The organism is Zoogloea sp. (genome assembly GCF_030157465.1).
Classification (GTDB): Bacteria; Pseudomonadota; Gammaproteobacteria; order Burkholderiales; family Rhodocyclaceae; genus Zoogloea.
Window position 1 is genome coordinate 23829 of sequence record NZ_JAOAUU010000150.1, and the last position, 11645, is coordinate 35473.

7 protein-coding genes are annotated in these 11645 nt (G+C 65.6%); 1 reads left to right on the top strand and 6 read right to left on the bottom strand.

The features are described from left to right. Window positions 1–124: 124 nt before the first annotated feature. A complete protein-coding gene (locus tag Q1W26_RS18570; protein ID WP_300443160.1) occupies window positions 125–3841 on the top strand; it encodes a CHASE domain-containing protein in 3717 nt (1238 codons plus the stop codon). Window positions 3842–3932: 91 nt separating this feature from the next. Here Q1W26_RS18570 and Q1W26_RS18575 read toward each other — a convergent pair whose 3' ends face one another. The 6 genes from Q1W26_RS18575 to Q1W26_RS18600 all read right to left on the bottom strand — a co-directional run bounded on the left by Q1W26_RS18575 (window position 3933) and on the right by Q1W26_RS18600 (window position 11347). Further along, the gene (locus Q1W26_RS18575) at window positions 3933–5384 is read right to left on the bottom strand and encodes a glycosyltransferase family 39 protein (RefSeq protein ID WP_300443162.1); all 1452 of its coding nucleotides are present in this window, start codon (window positions 5382–5384) and stop codon (window positions 3933–3935) included. Beyond that, complete coding sequence (locus Q1W26_RS18580) at window positions 5381–6952, bottom strand: glycosyltransferase family 39 protein (protein WP_300443164.1); 1572 nt, start codon at window positions 6950–6952, stop codon at window positions 5381–5383. The genes Q1W26_RS18575 and Q1W26_RS18580 overlap by 4 nt, the downstream gene beginning before the upstream one ends. A gap of 15 nt (window positions 6953–6967) precedes the next feature. Continuing rightward, window positions 6968–8035, bottom strand: a complete 1068-nt coding sequence (locus Q1W26_RS18585) for a glycosyltransferase family 2 protein (protein WP_300443165.1) — start codon at window positions 8033–8035, stop codon at window positions 6968–6970. 5 nt (window positions 8036–8040) lie between these two features. Further along, window positions 8041–9012 (bottom strand): lysylphosphatidylglycerol synthase transmembrane domain-containing protein, encoded by a 972-nt coding sequence (locus Q1W26_RS18590; protein WP_300443166.1) that lies wholly within the window; start codon window positions 9010–9012, stop codon window positions 8041–8043. Continuing rightward, window positions 9012–9836 carry a phosphatase PAP2 family protein gene (locus tag Q1W26_RS18595; RefSeq protein ID WP_300443167.1) on the bottom strand — a complete coding sequence of 275 codons (825 nt, stop codon included), beginning with the start codon at window positions 9834–9836 and terminating at the stop codon, window positions 9012–9014. Before Q1W26_RS18595 ends, Q1W26_RS18590 begins: the two co-directional genes overlap by 1 nt. Before the next feature lie 68 nt (window positions 9837–9904). Further along, a complete protein-coding gene (locus Q1W26_RS18600; RefSeq protein WP_300443168.1) occupies window positions 9905–11347 on the bottom strand; it encodes a GGDEF domain-containing protein in 1443 nt (480 codons plus the stop codon). Window positions 11348–11645: the final 298 nt, after the last annotated feature.

Sequence of the window (11645 nt, forward strand, 5' to 3'; positions counted from 1 at the left end):
TCGGCTCTGCCGACCCGTCGCGGGATTGGGAGCCCGTCCGCGAATACAAGGCCGACGCCGGGTTATTTACGGACAAGCTCTACTAAGATGAGTATCAAAGGGCTTGCTCATCCTGGAGGGTCCGATGCATCTTGCCGACGCCGTGCTACCCAGACCGACCAGCCGTCTGCTTGGCCGCGAGAGTGTTGCCTGGTTTGCTCTTGTCGTCTCCTTGCTGCTGACCTTGGGCCTGTGGCGTTACTCCGAGGCCGATTATGCAGCCCAGTCCAGTGATCGTTTCGCATACCGGGTAGAGAAGCAGCGGATGGTTCTTCACAGCCGGATGCTGGATTACGAACAGACCCTGCGTGGTACGACGGCTTTTTTTGCGGCCAGTGGCGCGGTCAGCCGTGAAGAATGGCGCATCTATGTTCAGACGCTGCAGCTCGACAGGTATATGCCCGGCGTCCAGGGCACGGGCTTCGCGCTGTTGCTTACGGGCGAGCAGCGCGAAGCCCATGAGGCCGCGGTGCGGGCCGAGGGTTTTCCCACGTACGCGATTCATCCTGCAGGCGATCGGGCGATTCTAAGCACCATTCTTTACATCGAGCCTTTTGCCGGACGAAACATGCAGGCCTTCGGGTATGACATGTATTCCGAGCCGGTGCGTCGGGAGGCCATGGACCGGGCTCGCGACACCGGCGAGGCGGCACTTTCTGGCAAGGTAGTCCTGCGACAGGAGATCGGTGATGAGGCACGGCAGCCGGGTTTTCTCATCTATTTGCCGATCTACCTCAAGGGTTTGCCACTGAACACTGTCGAGGAGCGTCGGTCGGCGCTGCTGGGTTTTGTGTACAGCCCCTTCCGTGCCGATGATTTGATGAGAGGCATTTTCAAGGACTCGAACGACGATACCGAAGTCGAAGTATTCGATGGCGCCCCGACGCCCGAGAGCCTGCTCTTCGCCTCCGAGCAGACGTCACGCGCGGCCCGCCACCTGAGTGAGCAGCCGGTCCTCATCGCCGGGCACGTCTGGACGGTGCGCTTCCGGAGCAGCCGCGATTTCGAGGCGACCACCCAGAGCGATCATCCAAGGCTGATCCTCGCCGGCGGCGTGATTCTCGACCTGTTGTTCTTCGCCTTGCTTTACATGCATGCGCGCCATCATCGCCGCATGGTGGCCGTTGCCGATGAACTCGAAGAGCGCCGAGAGCGCTTTGAGGCCCTGGTGGAGAATGTGCCGGGGATGGTGTTCCAGGCCGAACCGGTGTTTCCCCGGCGTCTGCTGCATGTCAGTCGCGGTATCGAGGCGCTGACCGGTGAGACGATTTCAGGCTTCATGTCGGGGGAGCGCACGCTGGCACAGCTGGTGCATCCCGATGATTTGCCGCATGTCTCGAGCGCGATTGCAGAAGCCATTGCGCGGCGCGAAACCTACCAGATCGAATACCGCATCAAGGGGGATGGCTTGTGGGTCAGTGAGCGCGGCCGGGCGAGCTTTGACGATGCCGGCCGGCCCGTGTGGATCGACGGCGTGATTGTCGATGTAAGCAAGATCAAGCGTGCCGAGGTGCAACTGCGCGCGGCCTCCAGTTACGCTCGCAGCCTGCTTGAGGCCAGTCTCGATCCGCTGGTGACGATCAGCGCCGACGGCAAGATCATGGATGTGAATACGGCCGCCGAGAGGGTTACCGGCATCGGTCGCGAGAGGCTTGTCGGCAGCGATTTCTCGGATTACTTCACCGAGCCGGAAAAGGCCCGGGCCGGGTATCTGCAGGTGTTCTCGCGTGGTCAGGTCACCGATTATCAGCTGGCGATTCGGCATGCGTCGGGGCGGATTACCGAGGTGCTCTACAACGCCAGCATTTACCGGGACGAGTCGGGAAAGGTGGCAGGCGTTTTTGCCGCGGCCCGGGATGTGACCCGCCTCAACGAGCTGGTTGCCGAACTCGAACGCCATCGCAACAAGCTGGAATACCTGGTTGGTCAGCGTACCGCCGAACTGGTGCGGGCCAAGGAGGCGGCAGAGGTGGCCAACGTGGCCAAGAGCGCATTTCTGGCCAACATGAGCCACGAACTGCGTACGCCGATGAACGCCATCATCGGCCTTGCTCACCTTTTGCAGCGCACCCCGCTGGCTCCGCGCCAGAGCGACTATCTGACGAAACTGCAGGCGGCGAGCCAGCATTTGCTGGGAATTCTCAATGACATCCTGGATTACTCCCGGATCGAAACCCATGCACTCAGCGTTGAGCGGCAGGATTTCCGGCTGGAGGCACTCCTCGGCCCGGTTGTCGACAGCGTTCGTGAGAAGGCTGCCGGAAAGGGGCTTGAGTTGGTGCTGGACGTGGCGGCCGACGTGCCGCGCAGCCTCGTTGGCGACGGTCTGCGCATCGGACAGATCCTGCTCAAGCTGGTGGGTAACGCGGTCAAGTTCACCGATGCCGGCGAGATTGACCTGGCGGTCAGGCTTGTGCAGCAGCAGGGTGACGAAGTGGTGCTGCTTTTTGAAGTGCGCGACACCGGCATCGGGCTGGCTGCCGATACGCTGGAAAGACTCTTCGAGCGTTTTCAGCAGGCCGACAATTCAACAACCCGCAAGTACGGCGGAACCGGCCTGGGGCTGGCGATCGCCCGGAGCCTGGTTGAACTGATGGGCGGCAGGATTGGCGTGGAGAGCGAGGACGGCAAGGGCAGCCGGTTCTGGTTCACCGTTCGGGTCGGCGTTGTCAAGGATGCGGCGGAGCCCGCTCCCGAGGCCAATACCGCCCTGAAGGGGCTTCGGGTGCTGGTGGCGGATGACAACAGCAACGCCCGTGGCGTGCTGTGCCGTTTGCTGGAAGAACTTGGCTGCGAAGTGATCGGGGTTGTGTCCGGCCAGGAGGCGATCGGCGAGGTTGAACGGGCCGAGGCGGCCGGTGTGCCGTTTTCCCTGATTTGCCTGGATTTCGCGATGCCCGGCATGGATGGACTCCAGACTGCCCGGCAACTGCGTGCCCGTGGTCTGGGCGCCTCGGCGGGGCTGGTGCTGGTGTCTCGGGATGCGCTGGACGAGGCGACGGCAAGTCGAAGCAGCGCGAGAATTGACGTTGTTCTGGCCAAGCCCGTCGGTCTTGCGCCGCTTGCCGGCGTGCTGGCAAAAGCACTCCGCAAGCCGGTGGCCGGCACTGGCGATTCCACTGCGTCGGTAATGGGCTCCGAGCGGGGTTTGCCGGCGGGTATGAAAGGCGCCCGGATTCTGCTGGTCGAGGATGACCGCATGAACCAGTTCGTGGCGCTCAGGCTTCTTGGCGGTGCAGGATTCATCGTCGACCTGGCCGAGAATGGCCAGATCGCGGTCGAAAAGGTGCGGGACTCGAGCTACGACCTTGTTTTAATGGACGTGCAGATGCCCGTGATGGATGGCCTCACGGCAACCCGCGAGATTCGCCGGCTGCCCGGGCGCGCCGGGTTGCCCATTGTGGCGATGACGGCCAACGCGATGATTGGTGACCGAGAGCCCTGCCTCGAGGCGGGCATGAACGATTATCTTCCTAAGCCCATCGCGCCCGCAGCCATGTGGGCGGTGATGGCGCGCTGGATCAAACCCCGACTCGTTGGGGTGGTGCCGGAAGGAACCGCTGATTCGACGACGAGTTCGACGCAGCTCTCGGCAGTGTGCCGTGAGCTTCTGCAGCTCATGGCCGAAGACGATATCGCAGCACGGCAGGTGCTGGACGCAAACAATGATGTGTTGCGTTCTTCGCTCAAGGAAGGTCTTGGCCCCGTGCTGGTGGCGCTGGATAACTTCGATTTTCCGGGTGCCGCGGCGGCGCTGGAAAAGGCCATGACAGAGGCCGGCGTGGTATCCCAAGAACGCTGAACCGGCAGCGGTGTTGCCGGTTTTGTCAGGAAAACGCAGGGCCGCCCCGGATCTTCTTGCCCCTCACGGGGAAGGCGCAGCCCGGCCGCGCTCAGTAGCCCTTGAAGTCCTTCAGCAGGAACACATACACCTCCCGCCGGAAATCCTTGTGTATGGGCACGACGACCTTGCCGAGCAGCTCGCTGGAGGAGAAGCGTTCGGCGATGGCCGGGATTGCCGCCTGGCGGCCAACGTAGATCACGTCACGGCCGCGCTTGTCGGCGAGGGTGGTGACGATCTCGTAGTGGTCGCGGGGGGGGCGTCCGGGGTTCCAGGCCGCGTATTCCGCGGGGTGAAGGCGGTAAACGAGGTGGGCGATGATCTCGCGATCTTCGCCGACGAGGATCGTTCCGGGGTGTTCGGCCAGGAGAGGCGCAACGCCGTCGGCGAGGTTGATCCAGCCGCGGGCGCGCTTGTAGGGGTCGTTTTTGGCGGTCAGTTCGATGCCTGCTACGCGGGCGATGTCGGGCCAGTGATAGGCCGCCAGTGACGCGACGAGGTTGACCACCACGCCCGCCACCACCCAGCGCCGCTTGTCGGCGAGGAACACGGCGGGCACCAGCAGGCACGAGGCGACGAAGATCGGCGCTGCCCAGTTACCGTTGGCGCGGCCGGTGAGGGCCTGGGCGCTCACGAGCAGCAGCAGCGGCACGATGAAAATCAGCAGCGTGCGATGGGCGCGCTCGCGCCACAGCTTGCGGGAGCGGAGCAGTGCCCAGCCCAGCAGTACGCCGAGCAGCGGGCCGAAGGACAACCATTGGGCGCCGATGAATTCGCCGAGCTGGGCCGGGTGCCAGCCGCGCTCGCCGTGCCCGACACGGGTGATTTCGGCGGTGTGGCGGAAAGTCGGGAAATCGTGGGTCCAGTTCCAGTACAGGTTGGGGGCCAGGATGGCAAGGGCGAGCAGTACCGCCACCCACGGCTGGGGGCGGGCCAGCCAGCGCCGGTGACGCGGGTCGAGAATGATCAGCAGCAGCGCCGATGGCAGGAAGGCCGCCATCGTGTACTTGGACATCAGGCCGATGCCGATGAGTGCTCCGCAGGCCAGCCAGTTGGCCCAGCCTTCCCGTTCGAGTGCGCGCAGCAAAAACAGCAGTGCCAGCGACCAGCACAGCAGTAGCGGCGCATCGGTGGATACGAACAACCCTAGCGCCGCCACCAGCGGCATCGACATGAAGGCGAGGCCGGCCCAGAAGCCGACCCGCTTCGAGTAGAGGCGCGTGCCGAGGGCGTACAGCGCAAAGGCGGTGGCCGGGTAGATCAGGAGCGAGGGCAGCTTGATGGCGATGATGCCGTTGCCAAGCAGCGCAGTGCTGGCGGCGATGAGCGCGGCAATCACCGGGGGCTTGGAGAAGTAGCCCCAATCCAGCGCCTGCGACCAGCCCCAGTAATAGGCCTCGTCCACGTAGAGGTCGATGCCCAGGTGGCGGATCACCCACAGCCGGTAGGCGGTGAGCAGCGCGGCGATGATGGCAAGAAGCGGGGCGTAGCTGCGTTCGGTCATGGCTTGAGCTTCACAAGGGCCACGCCGCCTTCCCGGAACAGGATTTCGACCGGAGCGTCGGGTGCCAGGCGGTCGATGCGGGTGAGCGCCATCTGCCCGGGTTGCGGGTCGCCCTTGAGCGTGACGGCCTGACGGTAGACGCTGAAGCTGGGTGCCGTTGTGAAGCGCCAGAACACGACGTCACCACCCAGTTCGCGCGCCGCGAGCGCAGCCCGTTTGACGGGGCCCTGGGCCAGTTCGCCCGCATAGGGCACGACGACGCCGGCCAGCAGGCCGACCTGCACGGCGGCGGTGACCACCAGCCGGGCCAGCACGGGCACCCGCGGGAAGAACACGAAGCAGACCCACGCCACGAAAACCCCGATGGTGCTTGCGATGTAGAAGGTATCGGCGGTTTCGAGGGCGCGCCCCAGCTGGGCACGATAGAAGCCGTCGCCCAGCGTGCTTTGAGCCAGCGCGTCGAAGAGCGTGGGCAGAAGCGCGAAGAGCACGAACAGCAGCCCCGGCAGGATCAGGTGCGGCCAGGCACGCCGGGCCGACTGGGCCTGAAGCCCGATCAGGATGAACAGCGGGGTGCAGCCGTACAGCACGTAGTGAGGCAACTTGGTGCCCGAGAGCGAGAAAAAGCCCAGCACGAAGGCGAACCACAGCCACAGGAAGCGTTGCAGCGGATCACCGAAGCCTGTGCGAATCCTGCCGAGGGCCGCGATGAACAGCCCGCTCCAGGGCAGCAGCAGGAGCGGCACGGCGAGCAGGTAGTAGAAGGCACTGCCGCCGTGGCCCTCCAGCGAGCCGGAAAAGCGCTGGACGTTGTGGCGCAGGATGAAGCCATCGATGAAATCCTGTCCGTGGCGCATGTAGGCGTAGGCGTACCAGGGCGCGACGATGGCGATCAGGATGAGGAGGCCGAGGGGGTTGAAGACCATCCGCAGCCAGCGCATCCATTCGCCGCGGCTGGCGCAGTAGAGCAGGCTGACAGCACCGGGCACGACCAGTGCAACCGGGCCTTTGGTCAGGGCGCCCAGGCCGATCCAGACGAAGGCGCGCAGCAGCGGCGCACGCTGCCCGCTTTCAAGGTGGCGCCAGACGTCGAAAAGCGTGAGTGCGAGCAGGCAGTTGAGCAGGCCGTCGGCCGTGGCGGCGCGGCCGATGGCGAAGGGGCCGAGGGCCGTGCTGGCGACGGCCAGGGCGATCAGCGCGCTGTCTTCGCCAAAGCGTTTGCGGGCAAAGAAGTAGGTTGCGTAGCTCCAGGCGATTGCTGCCAGTGCGGATGGCAGGCGAAACGCCCACTCGACCCAGTCGGTGCCGCCGAAAATCAGGTAGCCGATGGACTGCAGCCAGTAGATGAAGATCGGCTTGTCGAAGCGGGGGGCCCCGTTGAGATAGGTGAACAAGAAGTCACCGCGCTCGAACATTTCCCGCGTGGCTTCGGAGAAGGCGCCTTCGTCCACGTCGAACAGCGGCGCGCCGCCGAGCCGGAGCAGGAAGGCGAACAGGGGCAGGGCGAGGATCAGGAGGCGGAGCGGGCTGCCCGCCAGCCGCCCGTTGGTGGATGAATATCCGGTCATGGGCGGCCCGAGGGGTTAGCTGGCGCTTTTGCCGTTGGTGGAATGCCAGCCCTGGCCGTCGGTGAGCGCAGGGGTTTCGCGGGCGACGTAAGCCTGGCTCTGGCCGGATTCAAAGTAAACGCGGGTCAGGAGTTCGGCCAGCACACCGGAGGTGACCATCTGCACGCCGGCGATGACGAAGAAGAAGCCGCCGAAGAACATCGGCCGGGTGCCGATGGAGGCGCCGGTGAACAGCTTGAGGCCGGTGAGATAGGTGAGGATCAGGATGCCCAGTGCGCCCAGGGCCAGGCCGATGCCGCCGAAGAAGTGGCCCGGGCGGGTGCGGAAACGCATGAAGAAGTAGACGAAGATCAGGTCGAGGATGACCCGGAAGGTGCGCGAGATGCCGTACTTGGATTCGCCGAACATGCGGGCGTGGTGGGTGACTTCTTCCTGGGCGATCTTGCGCGGGGTGGTGACCGTGGCCAGCCACGCCGGGATGAAGCGGTGCATTTCGCCGTACAGGCGGACACTCTTGATCGCGGTGGCGCGGAAGGCCTTCAGCGAACAGCCGTAGTCCTGCAGGTGAACGCCGGTGATGCGGGCGATCAGGCGGTTGGCGATCTTGGAGGGAATCTTGCGCAGGATCATCCCGTCCTTGCGGTTCTTGCGCCAGCCGGCAACCAGGTCGAGGTCTTCGCGCAGCAGGCGGCCGACCATGCGCGGAATGTCGATGGGGTCGTTCTGCAGGTCGCCGTCCATGGTCACGATGACGTCGCCACGCGCAGCGTCAAGGCCGGCCTGCATCGCGGCGGTCTGCTTGAAATTGCGCATCAGCGCGACGATGCGCACGTGAGGGCCGTAGCGCAGCGCGGCCTTTTCGAGGTTGGGAACGGTGTTGTCGGAGCTGCCGTCGTCGACGATCACCACTTCCCACGGATAGGGGTAGGGATTGAGGGCCAGGTGGATGCGCTCGAGGAGCGGGTCGACGTTGTCTTCCTCGTTGTAGAGCGGCACCACCACCGACAGGCGATGGGGCAGCAGGTCGGCCGGAATTTGCGGCGTGGCCGGCGGAAGCGGGGAGAGCTGGGTGGCTTGGGTCATGGTGGCTATTCTGCAGAGGATCGGGTGGGCGCCCCGTCAGCGGCGGACAAGGCGGATTGTATGTCGGACGGGGCCGTGCCGGTCGTTTCCCGCGCGGTGGCAGAGGGGAAAAGCCAGGCAATCGCGCCGGAGGTGACCGCGCAGGCGATCACGAAAAGATGAAGGGCCAGGGCCGCCTGGAGGCCGCTTGCCAGGGCGACGCCGCTGGGCAGCATGGCTGCGGCGGCGCCGGCTTCGTAGGTTCCGAAGCCGGCCACGCCCTGAATCGGCAGAATCGCGGCGAGCTCGGCTCCGAGGGCGCCGGCCGCGCCGACGTTGGCAGAGGCGGGAATCAGCGCTGCCAGCAGGCCCGCCTGGGCGGCAAGTTTCACCGTCCAGTTGGCAAGAGTCCAGACCCAGCCGTAGCGGGCGTGGCGGGTGCTTTCGGCAAATGCGTCACGCACCTTGGCGAATTTTGCGGTCAAGCCGCTGCCGTCAGCCCAGGCATGAGGGGCTCGCGCCCAGCGGGGCAGCCACCAGGCGATGGCGACGACGCCGAGCACCGCGGTGGCCTTGAGCGCCGGATGCAGGCCCGGCCAGACGATGGCCGCCAGTGCCATGACGACGAAGGCGTCCTGCAGGCGAAACCAGAACAGCGAGGCGATGGCCCGTGGCAGCGGCACCCCGAAATTCTTGCGCAACAGCAGCGGAAAGGCCGCTTCGCCGCCCCGGAATGGCACGACGTTGATCATCGCGTTGTGGATCAGCGTGATGCGCAGGCAGGTGCCGAAACGTCCGCCGGCCTGGGCACGGAACTCGTCGAAGATGCGTAGCGCGCGCAGCAGGTAGGAGAGCCCGAAACCTGCGGCGGCCAGGCCCAGCGTGAGGCCGTCGAGCCGGGCGAAGACTTCGCCGAGCCCGCGCCAGCGTCCGTCTGCCATCAGCCAGGCGAGAAGACCGGCCGAAACGGCGACGGCAAGGATGCGCTTGATGTTCATCAGCTGCGTTCCGGGTCGTTCATGAGGGCTGCGGCGGCGCCGCCAATGCCCCAGGCGGCCAGACCGATGCGGTAGAGGTGTGCCTCGGGCTGGCCGGTGTCGACGAAAAGCAGGGCCAGGCTGGTTGCGAGCACGATTGTCGCCATTATCCGAATGCTCCGCGCCTCGGAGAACGCGGGCAGGCGAGTCGACAGCCACACGCCAATCGCGCCGGCCGTCCAGCCGCCGGCCGCGCCGGCGAGCACGTCGAGAGGCCAGTGGGCGCCGACGGCAATCCGTGAAAAGGCCACAAGGCCGGCGAGGCCGAGGATGCCCGCCGCCGCCCGCCAGCGTGTGGCTGCCCTGGGCCAGGCGAGGATGAGTGCTGCTGCAACAACGAAGGCGGTGGTTGCATGGCCGGAGGGAAAGGCGTGCACGTAGAGCTTCTGACCGATGAGGTTGAAGCTTTCCGGTTCGAGTACCCCGGCCGGTCGCATGATGTCGAAGTACTGCTTGCCGCCCTGGCTGAACAGCATGGCCAGCGGTGAGGCAAGAAATGCCGAGGCCAGCCAGCGTGGCTGGGTCTTGAGCGTAGGGGCGAGGAGGGCGAGGGCGCCGAGAACCGAGCCGCCCAGCGTGATCGTGGCCCACAAGGCGGATGGAAGGCCGCTGCCCGCGGCGTTGAGCGTGATGAACAACTGCGTGTTGCTGCCGCTCAGTGCCACCAGCAGGGCCAGGCCGGCCAGCAGCAGTGCCGGCACGAGCGCCCACGCGAGCGGAAAGGCTGCAGCTTCGCTGGCGGCCGGAAGGCTGTCGTTCGGATCGGGAATGGAGGACTGACGCAAGGGAAGGGCGGGGCTGCGCGGCAAAACCGTACAGTTTACCCGATTGTCTCCGGTCGTCGAAGCGGCCTTCAGGCGACCCGTCCGGGGTCGGTTACCGCGGCCAGGTAGAGGCGGCGTTTGCCGGTGCGCTTGGCACGGTACATGGCTGCGTCGGCGGAGCGCAGCAGGCTGTCCTGGTCGGCGCCGTCTTCGGGTGCGATGGCGAGGCCGATGCTGCCACCGAGGCTGATGCTGTGCCCATGCACCATGAATGGTTGGTCGAACACCCCGAGCAGGCGCTCGCCGAGGAAGGCCAGGCTGTCGCGGTTGCCCACGTCCGGGAACACGCCGACGAACTCGTCTCCGCCGGTACGGGCAATCAGGTCGCGGATCCGCAGGGCGGCGGTGAAGCGCTGTGCGACCAGGACGAGGAGTTCGTCGCCGACGGCGTGGCCGTATGTGTCATTGACTGGCTTGAAGCCGTCGAGGTCGATGACGGCCACGCCGAGGATCAGGCCTTCCTGGTTGCAGCGGGCCAGCTCACGCTTGAAATGGCCTTCGAGAAAGCCGCGGTTGGGCAGCCCGGTGAGCGAATCATGGTTCGCCAGGTGCTGGAGGCATTCGGCAGTCAGGTGGCGTGCGGTGACATCGAGCAGGGTAACGATGCGCAGCGGGCCATTTTCGCTTTCGATGGTGCCGGGGATGCGCTCGATTGCGAGGGGCATGCCATCGGGGCGTTCGCCGGTCCAGACGCCATCGTTTTCCTTCAGGATGTCGCCAAGGCGCCGCCCGCGCAGATCCCGGCGCGGGCGGCCGAGCATCCGGCAGGCGGCGCGGTTGGCGTCGGCGATCTTGTCGGTGCTGCCCAGGATGCAAACGCCGGCGCCGATCTGGTTCATCATCGAACGCATCAGCCGGCCGGATCGCTCGAAGCGGCGCGTCTGGCGCAGCAGCAGGGTACCGACCGTTAGAAAGGCCGCCACGCAGCTGCCGATGGCGAGCACGACCAGCAACATGGCTTCGCGCCCGGCGATGTCGCGCTTTTCGGCCAGCAGGACGCCCAGTCCGCTCAGGGTCGCGCCGAGTGTCCGGAGTTCGTCGTAGGCCGCATCGGAACCCGGCTCGCGGGCGTTGAGCCGCGAAAAGCTGCTCCAGCGAACGATGGCATCCGTGAGTGCGAGGCGGGCATCGGTCGATTCGACCGGGGGAAGGTGCGCCGCCGTGCTGTCCAGTGCATGGACGGCTCCACCGGTGCGCAAGGCCTGCAGGACGTTGGTGAGCCAGGCGTGCTGCGGGTCGGGGATGGCCGGGGGGGCGGGAAATTCGGTTCCGCTGATGGCGCCCGAGCGGGCACTCAGGTGCCAGACCACCGTAGTGCTTTCGCGTACCAGGGCGACCTGCTCGGCCAGCTGGCGCTGATCGGTGTTCCGTTGGTAGGCGAAGGCCACGACCGCCATCTCGACTGCGCAAAAAGCCAGCGTGATGGCCCAGAAGCCGCGCGACGACAGGAGAAAGGCTCGACCGGACGGCATGGCTCGCGATCCGCAAACAGTAGAATCGTGAATTATGTCATATATGGACGCAGGCTATTCTGGCGTATGCCGCAGATGGCGGTGTTGCCGGGTTTTTGGGGCGAGCTTGCAAGGTGGCGGCGCGGTGGCGTGAAAGGGTGGTCGGAGTGCGGATGGGGCTCGGGTATAATCCCGAATCTTTTTCGTGTCCGGCTTCTCGGATTCAACCCCGTGCCGTGCCGGTTTCAACTTCGCGCCCATCCTTGCCATGTCCGAAATCCTCAAGCTGCGCGGTGCGCCCGCCCTTTCCAGTTCCCGT

What these genes read in the sequence shown, in the direction of transcription:
- Q1W26_RS18570 (WP_300443160.1), top strand. Translation starts at nt 125, where the DNA reads ATGCATCTTGCCGACGCCGTGCTACCCAGACCGACCAGCCGTCTGCTT.
- Q1W26_RS18575 (WP_300443162.1), bottom strand. Translation starts at nt 5,384, where the DNA reads ATGACCGAACGCAGCTACGCCCCGCTTCTTGCCATCATCGCCGCGCTG.
- Q1W26_RS18580 (WP_300443164.1), bottom strand. Translation starts at nt 6,952, where the DNA reads ATGACCGGATATTCATCCACCAACGGGCGGCTGGCGGGCAGCCCGCTC.
- Q1W26_RS18585 (WP_300443165.1), bottom strand. Translation starts at nt 8,035, where the DNA reads ATGACCCAAGCCACCCAGCTCTCCCCGCTTCCGCCGGCCACGCCGCAA.
- Q1W26_RS18590 (WP_300443166.1), bottom strand. Translation starts at nt 9,012, where the DNA reads ATGAACATCAAGCGCATCCTTGCCGTCGCCGTTTCGGCCGGTCTTCTC.
- Q1W26_RS18600 (WP_300443168.1), bottom strand. Translation starts at nt 11,347, where the DNA reads ATGCCGTCCGGTCGAGCCTTTCTCCTGTCGTCGCGCGGCTTCTGGGCC.